The sequence below is a fragment of the Sporosarcina sp. 6E9 genome (assembly GCF_017921835.1).
GTDB lineage: Bacteria > Bacillota > Bacilli > Bacillales_A > Planococcaceae > Sporosarcina.
In genome coordinates this window covers 1,099,694-1,117,533 of record NZ_JAGEMN010000001.1, presented here as the reverse complement: position 1 = coordinate 1,117,533, position 17,840 = coordinate 1,099,694, and the positions used below count along the sequence as shown (strand labels likewise).

The window sequence follows — 17,840 nt, the reverse complement described above, 5'->3', positions numbered from 1 at the left end:
ACTAAAGGGGGATGGGTTCATTGCATACGATTATAATGGTTGAGTTTATATTGTATCTTGTGATCATGCTCATTGTCGGTTATCTCGTAAGTCGGCGTTCAAAAGGTCATGCTGATTTTCTCCTAGGTGGAAAGCAATTACCTGGTTGGGCGTTGGCATTTTCTGAACGTGCCACTGGAGAATCTGCCTGGCTTTTGTTAGGATACACAGGTTTTGTTTTTGCTACAGGTTTATCGGGAGTTTGGGTAGCTGTGGGAATTGCTTCTGGTATTATTTTTGCTTGGTTATTCTTAGCGAAACGATTTATGGAGGAAGCAGAGAAAACCGGCGCGCTGACGTTACCTGGCTATTTGGCATACCGTTTCGGAAACCATGGGAAAATCATTCTTTGGCTTTCTACTATTCTTATATTTAGCTTTATGATGTTTTATTTTGGAGCACAAATTGCCGGAGCCGGTAAAACATTATTTGCCGTATTTAATATTCCTACACAGGTTGGGGCGGTGTTAAGTTTTGTTGTCGTTATTATACTTGCTTATATAGGTGGATTCGTAACGGTTGTTTGGACGGATATGATACAAGCAATCATGATGCTGGTAACGCTAGTCGTATTACCGATTGTAGCTCTCGTTCATATTTCAGCAGCCGATTTGTCTATTAGTGCGGCTCTAGTAGCAGCTGGACCTTCGATGGATTCGTGGACTGGCGGGGCGATTGGCTTCTCATTAGGGCTATTACTTTTTAATAACTTTGCTTGGTTTTTCGGTTTCCTAGGTGGACAACCACAACTAAGTGCTCGGTTTATGGCCCTTAGAAGTAAGAAAGAAACAAACCAAGGAAGTTTCGTTGCAATTACTTGGACGATATTGGCATATGGTGGTGCGTTCATGATTGGGATTACGGCGCTCACATTGTACCAAGGTCAAGTGTTCGATGATGTCGAAATGATTTTACCTTTCATGATTCTTGACTTGATGCCGCCGTGGATTGCCGGTATTTTACTTGCTGGTATACTTGCCGCAATCATTTCTACGGCAGATTCACAGTTACTTGTCATTACGAGTTCGGTCAGTGAAGATATTATACGACATGCCATGAACATGGATCTATCTGAAAAGAGACTAGTAGCCATCTCTCGACTTGCAATTGTTGGTGCAGGAATCGTGGGCTTAATCATCGCCTTGACCTCTAAGTCTCTAGTCTTTCTTGTCGTTAGCTGGGCATGGGCTGGAGTAGGGTGTACGTTGTCGCCCGCAGTCATCTTAACGTTCTTCTGGAAACGATATTCCGGTATCGGTGTCATCGCGACAATTGTCTCTGGATTCGTTAGTACAGTTATCTGGATCTCAACTCCACTCGATGCGATTGCGACTTCTCGTTTCACAACGTTTTTTATCGCAGCGGCATTCGGTATTGTTTTCAGCTTACTGTTCCCAGATAAAAAAGATGAAGTATTAAAAGATGAAGAATTAAAAGAAGAAGAATTAAAAGAAGAAAATAAGACGTCAGTTCCTCTGGAAGTTAACTAATTATCGTTTCTAGATGAGAATGTATGAAAGACACGGATTTTATAGTCCGCGTCTTTATTCAATCAAGTAACTTATTGTCGCATAAATGCAATACTAATGCTGGGTTGAATAATAAATAACTCTGACAATCGCCTAAAGGTAGATCTACCTTAAGGCGATTGTTTACTATTTAATGTGCTCACCGGAATATCGACTAACAAGCAGGACTTTTTTGAAGTGAGCAGAACGTTTTTTCTTTCTAGTAAGGTTGCGTTATGCTCATTACGGGCAATTGTGATATTATAGGATAAGTCATGATTTTTATTGAGCGTAATGAAAGGATGATAAATAAATATGAGTAACAACGAGCCTACGAAAACCGTAGCTTTCCACACGTTAGGATGTGCGGTAGTAAACTTAAATATGATTGCGTCTGAAACCTTTGGCAATAAGGGATTAGAAGCCTGGCAAAAACCACTTAAAATCAACATTTTAAGTGGTTTTTTCATTGTAATGATAAAGCGTCATTGTAGATTGACCTGTTTTCGTGACAAGCCTACGCTCGATTAATTCGGCCAATAGTTTATAAACTCCATCGCGAGAAATGTTGGTAGCCTCTTGCAAATTGGATCTAGAGGTAGGTCCATTTTCCTTCAAGTGTTGCAACACAGCTCCCTCATAATTCCTGTACTGCATCCTGGCTGGTGCAGTAGATTGGCTTTGCAAAAGAGACGTATACGCAAATGTGTGCGTGATACCGTTTTTAAAAGTAATGGATTGCACGCGCTTATCCAAAACAATGATATTATCGATTATCGTGTGAACAAAATCAGATAATGCCTCGCGGCCGACTATATCCGATAGGGCCCGATGATCTACTTGGCGAGCTTGCTGCATCTCCTTAGTGATTAAAAAATGTTGAGCGTTATCAACGAAAACCTCGCTTGTTGTATCGCCAACTTGTTGTTGTAATGAATTAATCTCAGTTTCGATTTCTTCTAATTGCTCCTGAAGATCACGCTTCTTAAAAATATAATCCTTCTGACTGATACCGTCCTCCCCGAATAAGTATAATTCCTCCAAACGAGATAATGCAGTTCCGAATTTTTTCGCTTCTCTTTGCAATCGCTCGGCTTCTAAATCTGGCATAATTAATTCATCATCCGTGGCCAAAATGTATTCTTGACCCGGCATACCGTTCGTAAGCGCAAAATACGTTTCTTTTAATGCGGTGTTATCTACACCCACTACATCAATAAAAGTATTCCCACGCAAAAGTGCACGCTCCATGTCACGCGTTGAATGTTTTGGTGTCATTCTCTCTTGTAAGCGAATCAAGTTAGAAACGTAGTTAAAGATAAATGGTCCAATAATAATATCGCTTACGTAGTTGCTGCATCGCTTCGCGCCACCGGAGGTAATGCAAGTGTAGCGAGATGGCCGATACCCGTCTTTTCGTGCTGAGTCTAGTCCAGAGATAAGTAGCGCGTTACAATTACCGCAGTAAATCATTTTTGAAAAGATGTGTTTGTGAATATCAGCACGTTGCACATCGGTCAACCCCCGATAATTATCTGACAGCAGCTGATTAACGCGTTCGGATTGCTTCTTGTCGATGATTGCCGGGTGATTATCTTCGACTACTACCCATTCGTCTTTATTTTTCAGGCGTCTACTGCCACCACTCTCTCGCATGTTGTAACGATACGTACCGATATAAAACAGATTTCTTAGAATGTCGCGTATTGTTTTTGCCGTCCACCGACCACCACGCTTGGTTTTAATCCCCTCATCGTTCAAACGATACGCAACCTTCAATGTCGATTGTAAAGACTCGTACAAATTATAAACGTATTGCACAACTTTTGCTTCCTCGGGATCAATGACTGGGAATTTCATTTCATCTGACCATACGTAACCAAGGGGAACAGTTGCGCCGTTCCACAAGCCCTTTTCCGCACGCGAGAGCATGATTGAAAATACACGTTCAGCAGTTATTTTTCGTTCGAGTTCGGCAAACACCAGAATGATTTTCAACATTGCTTCACCCATTGCACTAGAAGTGTCAAATTGTTCATTCCTTGAAACGAAAGTCACTTTGTAGTCCTTCAATTCCTCGTACATTTCAGAAAAGTCTTTAAGGTTACGAGAAATCCTATCAATCTTATAGACGATCATATGTGAAAACTCACCATGGCGTATGCGCTTCATCATTTTTTGGTACTCGGGCCTCTCTGTATTCTTTGCGGAGTAACCCGCGTCCTCGAATATTTCAAATTCATTTATACCAAGCACGTATTTTGCGTAATTTTCGAGCTCTTGACGTTGAAACGGCAAAGAATCTTTGTCGATTTGGTGCAGAGTACTTACACGGACATATAATGCCGCTTTTTTCAATGTCATTTCAAATTCTCCTTTACAATAAAATTTTAATCTGCAGTGTCATATGATTTTAAAATACTAGGATAGGTTAGGGAACTAATGTTCTCATGATGACATGGAGATACACGAGAGGGGAATCCCCCAATGGATATGTGCTTTATTGGGATTGATAAGGTTGAAGGAGTTTGATTTTGTACTTGGGGAATTTCTAACCATTAATACCCGTACCCTTCAATTAAATGACTTTAGCCTATCCAAATAAAAAACTTCTTGATTCAGTAACCACTTTTCCAATCTAGCATTTGCAAACGTGGGTTCAACATTGAATAAAGTTGAAATAAATCCAACTGCTTCGCATTTAAGTCTTGGTAACTCTAATTGATTTAACATAAACGTTGGTATGCAGAAGTGAAATGCAAATTGTTCTGCCTGCCATTCCTGATAATCCCGGAAAGGCTTGTTCATTGCCGACTGATATCCTTCATGGCGCAAGATATGAGCCAATTCATGAGCAAAGTCTTGCCAAATTGCCTGTTTGGATTGGTTTACATTTAAAAAAATCCGATAAACTCCACCTAAATTATTTGCTTCACTCGATTCATCAAAGTAATAAATTTTTATTTTAAGCATTGTAGAGACATGTTCGATAAGATCAACATGATAAATTTGGGCAGGTTCGGAGATTTTTAGCGACTGATAAATCGAACAAACCTTTTCTTCTAATGAAGATAGATATGATGATTTCAAATTTTATTCAACACCTTCGTCACGTTTTGAGAATGTATGTTCGTATGTTGTTTATAATAATACCCTATCTCGAATAAAAAGATAGGGTTAGTAACTCGAATTTTAAAAGGTGTTTCATTTATCCTCATTTTTAATAATATCCCACATTTTCCTCAATTTACGTAAATCTTCCTCATCAGAGTTAGGTAATTCTGAGTACCAACGTTTTAAGTCGGGATCGGAAATAGCCTTTTTGAATTCTTCTTCATCAATATCAAGAGTGGAAGGGTTATCAGTGTTTCCCAGAAGGTAATCTATAGATACCTCAAAGAAGTTAGCTAATTTTTTAGTTGCTTCATGATCGGTTTCTCTTTGGTTAGTTGAGCTTTCGTAATAACCATATGCTTGTCTAGTTATGCCCAATAGTTTGGCCATATCCTCTTGTGTTAGCTTCTTTGATACTCTAAGCTTTTTTAATCTTTCTTGAAAACTCATAACGTATCTCCTCAGAAAGTAATATTAATTTCATTATAGCGCAACAAGATGTTGCTTTGTACTCATTGAAACAAAAAGTTGCTATTATGTATTGACAGAAACAAAATGTTGCGTATAATACAAAGTGAGAAGAGAAACAAAATGTTGCTATTAGGAGGTGGAATTGAATATTTACCGACTTATATTTGAAAATCTTAATATAAAACAAAAATCAACTTTTTTTTGGTTTTTGAGGCAACAAAACGTTGCTTAATGGGGGGGCGGGGAAGCTAATGAGGCAAGAAGAACTTCAAAAGATTTGGAAAGCGTTGTCTAAATATGGAATCCATACAGAAGAAGAATTGAATACAGCGATTAAACTGATGAAGCCCCTCAATATTGGATGCATGGTTTCACCAGTAAAGAATTTCGAAAATGAAAAAACTGTGATGGTAAAGTGAATCTTTTTATCGAGAGGAAGAGTGCGATATTTGACAGCAACAGTTGTAAGAATAGGACAGGAAGAAGAGGGGCAAATCGCTTAATTAGAGGATCATTAGAAGGGAGATAGGTAGAAATGGCTTACTTTGTAATTCAAGTTCGTAGCGGAGCGGAAATTGAAGTAAAAGAGATGTTGAATACTGTTTTGAATAGAGCAGGCGATTCAATGGTTAAAGCTATCTATGCAATGGAAACATTCACAGAAATTATTCGTGAAGACAGTACTGCTGTAGATCTTTCCGAGTTAAATACAAATGATATTTCTGAACACTTGTATGTGAAGAGAATTCAAGCAGGTTTAAATAACCTTCGCATCGCTTGCGACAAGCTGAAAGAATACAAAGATGCCAACTCTCTTGTCTTACTTGATACGTATAAAGACAATATCCGAGAGCTATCTAAGGAATTAAGAGAAGTTCGAATGAATACGAAGAAAATAAGTAGCGTAATTAGCGGATATATTTTAATAGAGTTAAATGTAGATTTTTATTATTTCCCAGATAATTTGTGGCATTTAGTAAAATCCGTGCCCAATGTAACTGGAATTCCAAGTAAGTACAATGTTCCACAAGAAGAAGTCGATGTTTTCTTCCAACAAGTAGATATTACACCAGAAGTGGAAATGCAATTTGAAGAAATTCTATCAAGTGAAGAGTTTGTTGAAGCAAGAAACGAAATCCTGCATGAAGCGAATAAAGTAGTTGGTACTGTTGAAGAAAAAGTTTTACTCGAAAAAATTGATATTATTGCAACTAAAGTTGTTGATTCTGTAAATGAAATGAAAAATGACATTGATTCCTCCAACCCAATTATGAGAAACGTAGAACGATGTAAAGCGTTTATTCGTCGTAAACGTCAAACAGTAGTGATGCCTATTGATTTATTCTTGGTTCTTTATAATGATATTGAAATACAAAATCTTATCCCAGCCCAAAGTTCTTTTGCATTTCTTAAACGCTTTAGATCCATATTGTATAGAGACGATAAGATGGTGAGTTTGGAATGAATGAATTCATTGGAAAAATTGTAAAGGTTCTTTATAGAAGTGAGGATTTTCTGATTGCTAAGTTGCAAACAGATACTGAAGAACTCACAATTAAAGGGAGCATTTACGGGGTAAATAAAGGTGAAGAAATTAAAGTTCGTGGGACATGGGAAAATCACACGCATTTTGGGAAACAGTTTGTTGTAGAGTTTTGGGAAAGGCCGATTCCGCAAACAAAAGATCAAGTGATTGCATTTCTAGCATCGCCCCTTATAAAGGGATGTGGGCCGAAACAGTCAGTGGTAATTGCTGAAAAGTTGGGGGAAGACACTCTGATGATAATCAGCGAACAGGGCGAGGCCAGTTTACAAGGGATTAAAGGAATCGGAAAGAAACGCGCTAGTAACATTGTAGAAAGCGTCAGGTCTACGTTTGAGGTACAGAAAATCATTTCGGAATTACTTGTGTTCGGAATATCTGCTCGTATGGCGATGCGCTTGTATAAAGAGTATGAGTCTAATACGGTAGCAATTGTTACAGAAAATCCATACAAGCTAACAGAATTAAACCTGATAGGATTCTTAAAGGCAGACGAAATTGCTCAGAAGATGGGTATATCACCAATATCAGGATATCGCATAGATGCATGTGTGAACTATGTCTTGAAGGAAACATGCTTTAGTTCAGGCCATTGTTATGTGATGGAGGAAAGTCTGCTTGCAGAAGCTGCACGTGCATTAAACCATAATACGATTGAAGAGAACAAAGTTTCGATGGATGAATTAGCGCAAAGTATATACCGTTTAGAAGAGAAACATATCGTTATTGAAAATAATTGCGTTTACCCAAAGTTTTTATTCACATATGAAGATAGGTTAGCTCGGAAACTTTCAGAAATGAGGGGTTCACGGGATGGCGTAGCATTGCCTTCGTTAGAAAAACATATAACCAACTATCAAAAGAAGCAGGGAATCATCCTAGCTGAGAAGCAACGTGATGCGATTAGGCGGTTATTTGAAGAACAGATGTTAATACTCACTGGTGGTCCTGGAACAGGTAAGACAACCGTTATACGTGCCATGATTGACGTGTATAAAGAGTTGCATCCAGAATTGGTTATATGCTTAGCGGCCCCGACAGGAAAGGCGAGTAGACAATTGTCAGAAGTAGCTGGACATAACGCATCTACAATCCATAGGCTCATTGGGTATCAGCAAGGTGAAATACCTACCTACAATTGGGAAGATAAACTTCCTTGTGATTTGTTAGTCGTTGATGAATTGTCGATGGTGGATGTTCAGTTAGCCAGTTTACTAATGGACGCACTTGAAAATGATACGAAAATTCTCTTTGTAGGTGACACGGATCAATTGCCATCGGTTAATCCGGGTAATGTTCTTAGCGACATGATTCAATCGGGATTACCAACAGTGGCTCTTACAGAAGTATTTAGACAAGCACAAGAAAGCCAAATCATAAGTAATGCCCATAGGGTTAATCAAGGTAAATCACTTCTTATCGATAGCGATAAAGGTGATTTTTATTTTATTCATCAAGAAGATCCAAAACGAATTGCAGCATTGATCGTTAAAAGTGCTTTACGCTTTCAAGAATTAGGTTATTCCATATCTGACATCTTGATATTAAGTCCCATGAAAAAGGGACCTGCTGGAACAATTGTATTGAATGATCAGTTGAGAGATGCATTAAACCCTGCTGACTCAACCAAAAATGAATGGAAGATAGGTAAAAACCTATTCCGACTGGGTGATAAAGTTATTCAAATTAAAAATAATCAATCTAAAGGCGTTTTTAATGGCGATATTGGTGTGATTACTAATATTTCAAAAGAAGTAAATGAAAATAGTGAGACCGTTGAGAAAATGACATGTGATTTCATGGGAATAAAAGTATCATACGAAAAAAGCGAAACCAAAGAATTAGAATTGGGTTACGCAATCACAATTCACAAATCGCAAGGCGGTGAAGCACCTATTGTCATCATCCCTGCTACGACAAGCCACTACGTTATGTTGGCTCGGAATTTAATGTATACAGGCATGACTAGGGCAAAAGAAAGACTCGTTTTGATAGGTACAGAAAAAGCGATGGAGATTGCTATAAGAAATAATAAACTGACAGATAGAAACAGCTGCTTATCAAATCGTATCACCTCGTATACCGAATATAACAACCGATTCAGTACGGGCAATGCAAGCGGTGAGAGGGGGTGATATAGAAATGGACATGCAGAACGCTTTAGAAGCAGCAGAGAAGCATGCTAGACTTCGTGATGGTGAGAAGTTAGTTGATGTAGCTGCTGTCGCAATAGAAGAACAGAAGGCGAATGGGCAAGGTTACGCTCTTTACAAGTTGAAAAATAAAAACAAGGCATTATTTGTTCAAACAATTCAAGAAAACCTCGATGTGCTTATCAGGAAAGAATTCCTGACAAACGCAGAGTTAGGTTTTCTTTTTTCATTGATGCCGTTGGTCCAGCTGCATTCAAATGGCATTACTGATAGAGAAACGGGGCAATTTATGACAGTCTCAGAAATTGCAAAGTATTTAAAACGTGATCGAACAGGAATTAGTGCAACAATCCAAAGTCTTTTAGTAAAAGGAATATTATTTGAACTTGTAGATTCACAAGAGATTAAGGAACATAAAAGAAGCGTTACTCGAAGACCATTATTTATGAATCCCGAAATTATTTATGCCGGAGATCGGAATAGAATAAATGCTACATTATCAAAATTGGTTATCGAATTTGATAAACTGGAAAGAAAGAAGGCATTGCTTTCCTGGAAGTTATGGATAAAAAATGGAGAAGAGTTCGGAAGGTTGTATAGCAGGAAAAGTTATTTGGAATTCAAAAAACTGAAATGAGTTAGCGAGGTGTCGAGAAAATACGACACCTATTATTGTTGATTTATATAGAGTTTCAACACTTCTTTTAGAGGGTGTCGAAAAAAATCTACACCTTCTATACGCATATTGAAGGGAATAATATGAAAAAGGGGTGTCGAAAAATATCGACACATGTGTAGATAAATCTCTACACGTAAAAGTCTGTGTAAACGTTGTTGTGAAAGGGTTTTTGGGGGATTTCAGGAAGGCTCTCTATCTCACTCTTATATATACAACTGCCATACTAGAATTTTCACCTGTATCTTGAGCGAAAAGTTCGGAGGAAAGTAGTTGTAATTTAAAGCGTATGATATGTCAGTATGTTTTTTATAAAAGATTGCAAACCCTATTATTTTGCAGTAGTTTTGGAAATATTAAAATCTGGGCTGAAAAAAAGTGAGAGATTACGATGTCTGCTCTTTTAGCTCTTCAATTATTCAGCCCATGTTTTAACGCATTCAACGCCATGATCCAAATTTATTATAGTGAATATTTATGTGAATCAAAACCGTTCAGTTGAGTGGTATAAAAGTTGAAGTAACGATTCAATTACATCAAATTTAGAATACTTTGCTAGAATGATATTGAGTATTAAAAAAGTTCTTGAAGTTCAACAATCAGGCTAGATATTTTATAATAAATTATGTGAATATTGTATAATCAGACTAGTTATTGTATAATAAAATGTGCGAATGTAGTAAAATAGGTCTATGTTTAATAAATTATGGTTGGAGGTTGATAAATATCTTGAAAAAGAGCGAAACTTAAATGGAAGTGGTTTTGCTATAGGTATAAGATTAGGTGACAGTAACGGTTTAACTTTAACTATGATTTGAAAGTTTATTTGTTTTATAGTTGTTATGGCTTGCCCTTCTTTAAATATCAGTTTTAATAAAACTGGTTAACCCATATTATATTAGATGTTTTAATAAAATAATTTAGCGAAAGTTAAAGGAGTAGGATTATGAATTCTATCAAAATCACTAACAAAAGAAATATAATTATAGGATTGTTTCTCTCGTCTTTTATCTTATTATCAGCTTGTGGAAATGACTCGAGCGGATCTACAGAAGATACTAAAAACAAAGTACACAAAGTTGAAAACACTACAAAGGATAAACCCGAAGAGGAATTAGCACCTTTGGATATTTTGAATCAACTTGCAACACTGTCTACCCAAACAGAAGAGCTTTATGTTACAGGCGATATAGTAATTGGCGAAGACGAAGAAGTTAAACCTGGTATTTATGATTTAGAAATTACAGGAGGTTCTGGAAATATATTTGGTGAACGTTCTTCTGTTTCTTCACTATTCATAAATTGGGTTGGAGAAGCAAAAGGTGGAGACTATCCTTCAAAAATACGAATGATACTTTTTGAAGGCGACACTCTTGAATTTAGCGATATCTCTAAAGTTAAATTTAATGCAGTACCTGAAAAGGTTGAACCTTCTAATGAATTAGGCATAGGTGAGTTTGTAGTTGGAAGAGATATCATGCCTGGAGATTATAAACTTTCAACAAATGCTAAATTAAATCCTGAATTTGAGAACTTAGGATGGAACATTACAATATATAACGATGAAAATGGTCAGAGCAGAGATCAAATGTATACTGCTACTAATGATGATGTAGCTGTCAGTTTAAAAGAAGGTGAAATTATTTCAATTTCTTACGATAATACTGACTATGGTTCTTCTTCAGATGATGCAAAACTAATATTTACAGAATTATAATAAAAGTGTTATTCGATTGGGTATTTTCATGCGAAAAAGTTTCAATAAATAATTCTTGTATGTTTTACGTTTGGCTTCCTTAGATTAAAAGGCGCGTTTGTTTAATAAGCGATTGTAACTATATCGCAATCAAGCTATTTTTTAGATGAAGAAAACAGTAACAAAAAAAGCAAATGTTGTACAAACAGGTGCAATTGTGAAGAAAAAATATAAAATAATGGTTGAAAAAACGCTGAATTATTTTCAGTGTTTTTTTGTGCGGAAAAATTACATGTTTTCCATCTTCAATTCACCTCAAGCCGTCTTTTATGTGTATTGAACTACTTTTTCGACAATATATCTGAAGGTTTTATATGTAAAGCGTAACCACTTTTGTACCTATCAAAAGCAATCAAAATGTTTTGGTTGTTTTTAAGAGGAACAAAATCATTAATTGGAAGAAAGGGGATAAAAAATGGGATATGAAAAAATGAAGGAAGTAAACGATAATTTAGAATCGAGGTTGATTCATGGAATGGTCCACACACGCTTTAACAGGAATGGTAGCCGGATTTACAGTTACAGGGGGTGATTGGCAAGGAGCGGTGGTAGGAGGAATTGCAGGTGTGCTACCGGATCTCGATGAACCGAAGTCTAAGTTTGGAAAGTTGTTCTTCGTTATAGCTATACCACTTAATTCTATATTTGGTCATCGGACTTTTACACACTCCCTGCTATTTACGTTATTAGCAGGGATTTTTATATACCCATTTACAGAATTATGGGTGGCTTTGTCAGTAAGTGCAGGGATACTTGCCCATATTGCAGGAGACATGTTAACCGGAAAAGTGAAACTCTTCTATCCGTCAGCTAAATCTGTCGGGATTGCAATTCCATCATTCAGTTTTATGTGGATAGACAGAATCACGAGACTGTTGCTTGTTATAGCAATAGGTTGGGTTGTACTTAAAAAAGTAATTTGAACTTATAGGAGGTCAAAAATTGGAAAACGTTGCAGTGGATTTAGGTTATGGATACGTCAAAGCGATTTCATCATCAGGAAAGAGAATAATATTTCCTTCGTTGGTTGGGAAAGGATACGACAGGGGAATTACAAATATCCTCGGAGATACGCCAAATGACTTAGCGAATATACATGTATCAATCAAAGGTGAAGATTATTTTGTGGGAGAACTAGCAAATGAATCACGTTCTTTATCTCGTATCTTTGAACGTGAACGCTTTAATCATATGTACACACACATTCTACTTAATACGGCTATTCAACTTGTCACCGACGGAAGAGGGGGTTCGGTGAATTTGTCAACGGGACTTCCATTGGATTTCTACCAAGCACAGGCAAAGGATTTTCAAACGTCTATTACGGGGGTCCAATCCCTAATTGAATGGAAATCAGGTCCACTAAAAGATGGAGCTAAACAAGTAAATATTGAACGTGCCTTAGTGTTTCCACAAGGTGCGTCAGCTATCTTTTCAGCATTGATTAATCATGATGGAAAATATACCTATCCTCATCTAATGAATCAAGGAATGCTTATCGGATTGGTTGATATCGGATTTAGGACAACGGACTTTGTTGTAGTTGAGATTCAACGGAACGGTTCATTTGTTCCTAAAGCAAAGTTATCTGGAACTGTGGATGACGGTGTAAACAATCTATACAGGGATATCCGTCAAGCCTATAAAACAAAAACAGGTGGTGCTGATTTAAGTGAGCATTACATTTCCCGAATATTAAAAGACGAACAATTGACGTACAAAGGAAATAAAATTGATTTTAGTAATATCATTCAGTCGAGTAAGAAATCCATAGCCACTAATATTGTTGACCGATTAAAAAATGTATGGGCTGAAGAATCTGATCTATTTGACGCGATATTCTTGGCCGGTGGTGGCGGAGAACTCTTTGAACCATTCATCCAGCCTCACTTTGATAATCGATTGGTTAAGATTACTGAAAGTCAGTTTGCAAACACAATCGGTTATTTAAGATTAGGAAAATCAGTATTTGATCAATTAGAGCGTCGAAATTCAGTGATTTGATATGAGTGTTAATTGGGAGAAGCGATATAGCTTTCGTTTGCAAGAAGAGGATAAAGAAATTTATAAATTACTTCAACAAGTCCCGGATAATAAACGAAGTGAAACAATTCGGCAGATGCTGAGGTTCGCCTTTCGTACGATGTCGGAAGGAAAGAAAACGGAGCAAGGAATCCAAGATCTTTTGGCTGAAATAAAGTCATTAAAAGAAAATCAAGAATTGCAACACCAAGAGTTGCTAGTGAAGATAGGGAATGCTGTAGCAATTAATAATGAAGAAGTATACAAACTTGACGACAATAAAATGAATGAACAGGCGATTGACGATAGCGCGAGTGCGATGCTATCGTCTTTTGGTGTTAATTTTGATTAATTAAAGGGAGGTGTTGAAATGGGTAGGACAAAAGGGGAATTGCGTGAAAGAAAAAAGAAAAAGTTTTTAAAAGTATCTGAAACGCTAAGAGTGTGTGACTCCTGTGAATATAGAAGTTTAGTAATGACGGGGGATAGCTCACAAATCAAGGCACTTGTCGAAACAATTTGTGGTGGCTGTCCCAACTATAAAAGAATGCGGAGCGTAGGTGATGAGCTATGGCATACAGATACGAATATTGAAGCGATACTGGAAAAGAAACAAGAGATTACAACTCAAGAAATACGAATGCTGCTTGAAGAAGGTGTAACAAAAAAGAAAATTAGAGAGGCATTAGGGTTCCACTCAGTTATTGAATTTAGGGAGTTCATCTTAACGATTGCGAATAAATAGGAGGGGAATTTTTAAATGAAGTTAGTAGAAGATACCGTAGAAAGTTACCGCAAAGCAGGTAGTACAATAAAACGGCTTTTGAAGGAAATGGATGAACTGATGGATAACATCAATATTTTCGATATTAATTCGGAAGATGTGCAAAGGTATTTCACGCTGTATAAAGCTAAATTAGCACTTGAAGAAGCATATACATCAATTGTTGATTTGAGTAAGGAAATTCAACTTGAAGGATATTTGCGTAAAAATGAACGAGGCCGGTATGAATTAAACGGTTTTGAGTTAACAAGTGGCGGATTGATTGATATTTGGCGTGAAGATCTAGAAATGAAGGATGGAGGTTATTATGTTCTTAGCAGGATTGAACACCATGCAACGGATTATTACTGTGTTGATATGCCTGAGGCGATGTTGGAAGGATTGAAAGCGCGTTACAGGGTATCACCGTTATCAATTTAAATAGGAAGGAGGGTTTTCATGCTACTTAATTTAGAAGAAACCTATAGAACTGTGTTACTAAAAGAGATGTTAGAAAATGAATTAGAAGAATTAGAATCAGCTTATAAATGTTCAGTGGACGAAAAGACAGTAAGTAAAGCAGCAATCAGTAAAACGATAATGCATCTTTTCGTCTGGGTGCCGATTTTCATGGTGCTTGTAAATTATATTCGTAATGGTGTTGATCTTTTTATTTTCATCTACACACCTGTTTTTCTGTTCTATACAGCAATTTACACTGGGGTAATTGTTCTGTTTATTTTTCCCTATAACTTTATTGTTAGGAAATATAACAAATACAGAGTAGGAGCAAATGAAACATCACTTTTCTTTGAGCAAAATAAAGTGGCGATTCAAGAAAATATTAAAACGGTTGATGATGCGTTGATGACTAAATCTACTCTAATTCCTATGTATCATTCAAAAGCGAAGTTAGGAAAAATGATTGAGTATATGAAAAAAGGACGAGCGAGAACAGAAGAGGACGCTATCTATTTATTTGAAAAGGAACACCCTAGATATAGCCAGCCAGGTTCTGCCAAACGAAAAAAACGTTTGATCAATAGAGAAAGGCTAATAAATAAAATGAACCGATTTGGTCGTTTCATAAGTATGGTGTTTTTTGCCTCCTTAGTAGCAAAGAGTCTAAATAGATCAAGTTCTCCTAGAAGATAAGCTGTCTATCCATTAATAGAAGGTTGGTTTCATCGTTTTTTTTTGAAGGGAGGTGAATTCGTGTTTAAAACCATTATCGGAGTAATCCTAATGATATTCTTGATTGCAGTTGTGGGAAGTCTATTATTAGAACAGTTTCCAACCCTAGTCCCGTTGTGGGAAGAATTGAAAATGCACATCGGCACTCTTTATGAATCATCCCTCGTTAAATATGGCACAATCACTACACTACTTTTAATTGTTGCTATTTTTATTATGGTGGGAAGTTCAAAAAGAATGTGATGAACAGTGCAAAATCTGAACAAAAAAGAAAGAAGGAGGTTAACAAAACTTGAGGAAAAAGTTAGGGAAATCTACCGATAAAAGAGATGGAATTGTAAAAAAGTCAATGGATGTATTAAAAAAGTCATCTGAAAATGAAAAACGAAAAAAAGATATGCGAAAACTTGAAAAGAAAAGCAGACCGAAGGGATATCGAGCTAAAAAGCTTGGTGCATTTACTTTCTGGATGCTTTTTTTGTTTATGCTATTAATTGTTTTCGTAAATATATTTTCATCCAGTGGGAATTCAAATGCTAGCGATAAAACAGAGAGTCTACAAGTGAATAAAGCTTTAGCGGCTGAGGGAGTAGAGTTTTCCAAAGACTTTGTTTCGGAATACTTCACATGGAATATAGGTGACGAGGATCGAGAACAACGAGTAGAAAAACTAAGTTATTATTTACCGAAAGAGATAAATGCTCAAGCTGTAATAGCCGATAAACAGTGGAAATCTACGATTGCAAGGGAAGATATAATTTTAAAAGAAGTTGAAGATATGGCTGATAATCGAGCACGAATCACCTTTCAAGTTAAAATCCATTTCGAAAACTTTGCTGCTGGACAAGAAAAAAAGGAGGATGATAAAAAGTCGGGAAAAGTTATTCCAGAAAAGATTGAAACAGTGAAATATATATCTGTTCCAATTTTTTATGATGATGAAAAAAGGCGTTTCGCGGTTTATGAACTGCCGAGCTTTACGTATTTGGATGAACAAAAAATAGATGAAAGTATTGAATCTGAAACGGAAGGATTGAAACCCATTAAGGATGGAAGTACTCAAAACGTTCGTGCTTTCATGGAAACATTTTTTGAAGCATACGCAAACGACTCAAGAGATAAGTTGACTTATATCATTGACGACCCTCAACATCAAAATGGTCTAAATCAAACAATGAGTTTTGTTGGTTTAAAGAACACCGAAATATTCGAAGGTAAGAAAGCGAACGAAAAAATTGTAAAAACGGACGTCGTGTTGGCCGAACCAAAAACAGGAATTGAATTTACATCTACTTACATCCTTGTATTGGCTGAAAGGGAAATGCGTTACACCGTTTTATTCGTCAACAATAAACAATACATTGATGAGTTAAAGGACAAGGAAATAGCAAATGTAGAAAAAGAAATGGATATGGAAGGCGAGAAAGATAATCAGGAATAATACAGCGATGATGGAAAATGAATAGCGGTATGTAGGTACAGACAGTTGTGTCTGTATTTTTTTATTTTAGGGAGGTGAATTGTATGAGTTTGGAAGGATTATTTACTTGGTTCTCACAAGAAATCAAATGGGCATTATTCATCGTTCTTTTTGTTGCATTGATTGTGACTGCGTTTAAGAGAGCATGGATTGCAATGATTGGTGTTGTTATCGGTCTTGCGTTCATTGGAATCTTTATTGTACAACCAGATATTTTAATTAACATATCCGAGTTTATAGCTGAGAAATTGAATTTAGGTAACTAAATTTGAAGACTTTAATGCAGGGGGGCTTGTACATATGTAGCCCCTCTTGTTATTCATTTGGAAAATTTCAGCTTGGAGGTGAAAAGACATAAATAAGATTCCGTTGTATGTGCTTAATAACTTCATTCGTTTTGAACGTCAGCTCTATCAAATATTCGGGTTAGAACTAGGTAGGCCAATTCGTTTAAAAGCGGTTATGTATTTCTTTGTGATAACGATAGTGGAGGCAACTATTTATTTAACGCCGGGAATTGGAAGGTTAATTAATTGGATACCTGTTGGGATATTAATACTTATTCCAATAGGGCTTGCATGGTTGCTTGCAGATGTTGGAACGGAAGGTAGATCACCCGTACACTTCTTCCGTTCTTTTATTTTATATCAAGCAAGAAAAATAAAAGATAGCACGATTTATAGAGGTAGAGAAGTGGAGAAAGAAAAGGATTACCAATTTCATAATTACTTTACCTTTAATGAATATGTTCATCCGGTGGGTGAGGACATATCTATTGCAACAGAGGTTGAAGAAAAACGAAAGAATGCCATTGACTATATAAATCGAATTTCAAATAGGGGGGAAGTAGCTAGTGAAAAACAAGTCGGTTATAAAAGTAATGAAACCGAGGTGGTTAAGCAAGTGGATGATGAAAAACTGCTGGAAATAGAAACGGAACAATTGCAAAGAGAAACGAATCCCAAAAAAACTAAAGCACGAACAAATCGAACCCCTCTTGTGGTAATTAGTGTTGCTGTTCTTTTCACATTTTTACTAGGCATCACTCTGATATTCGGTCATTAACACTAGCCCTTTGAACCCTTAGATCCAGAAGTAGCAACGGAGCCGAAGGGCTGACA

General features: G+C 36.7%; 20 protein-coding genes. 16 read left to right on the top strand and 4 right to left on the bottom strand.

Going from position 1 to position 17,840, the window contains the following annotated elements:
• Positions 1–20 precede the first annotated feature (20 nt).
• A complete protein-coding gene (locus tag J4G36_RS05805; RefSeq protein WP_210469100.1) occupies positions 21–1,529 on the top strand; it encodes a sodium/proline symporter in 1,509 nt (502 codons plus the stop codon).
• 149 nt (positions 1,530–1,678) lie between these two features.
• Here the strand turns inward: J4G36_RS05805 and J4G36_RS05800 are convergent, their stop codons facing one another.
• The 4 genes from J4G36_RS05800 to J4G36_RS05785 all read right to left on the bottom strand — a co-directional run bounded on the left by J4G36_RS05800 (position 1,679) and on the right by J4G36_RS05785 (position 5,111).
• Entirely contained in the window at positions 1,679–2,017 is a 339-nt protein-coding gene (locus J4G36_RS05800) for a hypothetical protein (protein ID WP_210469099.1), read from the bottom strand.
• A complete protein-coding gene (locus tag J4G36_RS05795) occupies positions 2,001–3,911 on the bottom strand; it encodes a recombinase family protein (protein ID WP_210469098.1) in 1,911 nt (636 codons plus the stop codon). The genes J4G36_RS05800 and J4G36_RS05795 overlap by 17 nt, the downstream gene beginning before the upstream one ends.
• Before the next feature lie 210 nt (positions 3,912–4,121).
• Positions 4,122–4,637, bottom strand: coding sequence for an ImmA/IrrE family metallo-endopeptidase (locus J4G36_RS05790; protein WP_246880416.1), 516 nt, complete (start codon positions 4,635–4,637; stop codon positions 4,122–4,124).
• 114 nt (positions 4,638–4,751) lie between these two features.
• Entirely contained in the window at positions 4,752–5,111 is a 360-nt protein-coding gene (locus J4G36_RS05785; RefSeq protein WP_210469097.1) for a helix-turn-helix domain-containing protein, read from the bottom strand.
• A gap of 272 nt (positions 5,112–5,383) precedes the next feature.
• On the opposite strand from J4G36_RS05785, the gene J4G36_RS05780 reads away from it, so the two are divergent.
• The 15 genes from J4G36_RS05780 to J4G36_RS05710 all read left to right on the top strand — a co-directional run bounded on the left by J4G36_RS05780 (position 5,384) and on the right by J4G36_RS05710 (position 17,784).
• Positions 5,384–5,551, top strand: coding sequence for a hypothetical protein (locus tag J4G36_RS05780; protein WP_210469096.1), 168 nt, complete (start codon positions 5,384–5,386; stop codon positions 5,549–5,551).
• A 116-nt stretch (positions 5,552–5,667) separates the two neighbouring features.
• Entirely contained in the window at positions 5,668–6,597 is a 930-nt protein-coding gene (locus J4G36_RS05775) for a transcription termination/antitermination NusG family protein (protein WP_210469095.1), read from the top strand.
• Positions 6,594–8,810, top strand: coding sequence for an SF1B family DNA helicase RecD2 (gene recD2 / locus J4G36_RS05770; protein ID WP_210469094.1), 2,217 nt, complete (start codon positions 6,594–6,596; stop codon positions 8,808–8,810). Before J4G36_RS05775 ends, recD2 begins: the two co-directional genes overlap by 4 nt.
• A gap of 7 nt (positions 8,811–8,817) precedes the next feature.
• Positions 8,818–9,465 carry a MarR family transcriptional regulator gene (locus J4G36_RS05765; protein ID WP_210469093.1) on the top strand — a complete coding sequence of 216 codons (648 nt, stop codon included), beginning with the start codon at positions 8,818–8,820 and terminating at the stop codon, positions 9,463–9,465.
• Positions 9,466–10,450: 985 nt separating this feature from the next.
• The gene (locus J4G36_RS05760) at positions 10,451–11,221 is read left to right on the top strand and encodes a hypothetical protein (RefSeq protein WP_210469092.1); all 771 of its coding nucleotides are present in this window, start codon (positions 10,451–10,453) and stop codon (positions 11,219–11,221) included.
• A gap of 509 nt (positions 11,222–11,730) precedes the next feature.
• Positions 11,731–12,183 (top strand): metal-dependent hydrolase, encoded by a 453-nt coding sequence (locus J4G36_RS05755; RefSeq protein WP_210469091.1) that lies wholly within the window; start codon positions 11,731–11,733, stop codon positions 12,181–12,183.
• Positions 12,184–12,202: 19 nt separating this feature from the next.
• The gene (locus J4G36_RS05750; RefSeq protein ID WP_210469090.1) at positions 12,203–13,264 is read left to right on the top strand and encodes a ParM/StbA family protein; all 1,062 of its coding nucleotides are present in this window, start codon (positions 12,203–12,205) and stop codon (positions 13,262–13,264) included.
• A 1-nt stretch (position 13,265) separates the two neighbouring features.
• Positions 13,266–13,634, top strand: a complete 369-nt coding sequence (locus J4G36_RS05745) for a hypothetical protein (RefSeq protein ID WP_210469089.1) — start codon at positions 13,266–13,268, stop codon at positions 13,632–13,634.
• An 18-nt stretch (positions 13,635–13,652) separates the two neighbouring features.
• Positions 13,653–14,027, top strand: a complete 375-nt coding sequence (locus J4G36_RS05740) for a hypothetical protein (RefSeq protein WP_210469088.1) — start codon at positions 13,653–13,655, stop codon at positions 14,025–14,027.
• 15 nt (positions 14,028–14,042) lie between these two features.
• Positions 14,043–14,486 (top strand): DUF5348 domain-containing protein, encoded by a 444-nt coding sequence (locus J4G36_RS05735; RefSeq protein WP_210469087.1) that lies wholly within the window; start codon positions 14,043–14,045, stop codon positions 14,484–14,486.
• Positions 14,487–14,504: 18 nt separating this feature from the next.
• The gene (locus J4G36_RS05730; protein WP_210469086.1) at positions 14,505–15,200 is read left to right on the top strand and encodes a hypothetical protein; all 696 of its coding nucleotides are present in this window, start codon (positions 14,505–14,507) and stop codon (positions 15,198–15,200) included.
• Between the two features lie 60 nt (positions 15,201–15,260).
• The gene (locus J4G36_RS05725; RefSeq protein WP_210469085.1) at positions 15,261–15,482 is read left to right on the top strand and encodes a hypothetical protein; all 222 of its coding nucleotides are present in this window, start codon (positions 15,261–15,263) and stop codon (positions 15,480–15,482) included.
• Between the two features lie 49 nt (positions 15,483–15,531).
• The gene (locus J4G36_RS05720) at positions 15,532–16,680 is read left to right on the top strand and encodes a conjugal transfer protein (protein ID WP_210469084.1); all 1,149 of its coding nucleotides are present in this window, start codon (positions 15,532–15,534) and stop codon (positions 16,678–16,680) included.
• An 83-nt stretch (positions 16,681–16,763) separates the two neighbouring features.
• Positions 16,764–16,985 (top strand): hypothetical protein, encoded by a 222-nt coding sequence (locus J4G36_RS05715; protein WP_099670960.1) that lies wholly within the window; start codon positions 16,764–16,766, stop codon positions 16,983–16,985.
• 109 nt (positions 16,986–17,094) lie between these two features.
• Entirely contained in the window at positions 17,095–17,784 is a 690-nt protein-coding gene (locus J4G36_RS05710; RefSeq protein ID WP_368668762.1) for a TcpE family conjugal transfer membrane protein, read from the top strand.
• The last annotated feature ends 56 nt before the right edge of the window (positions 17,785–17,840 follow it).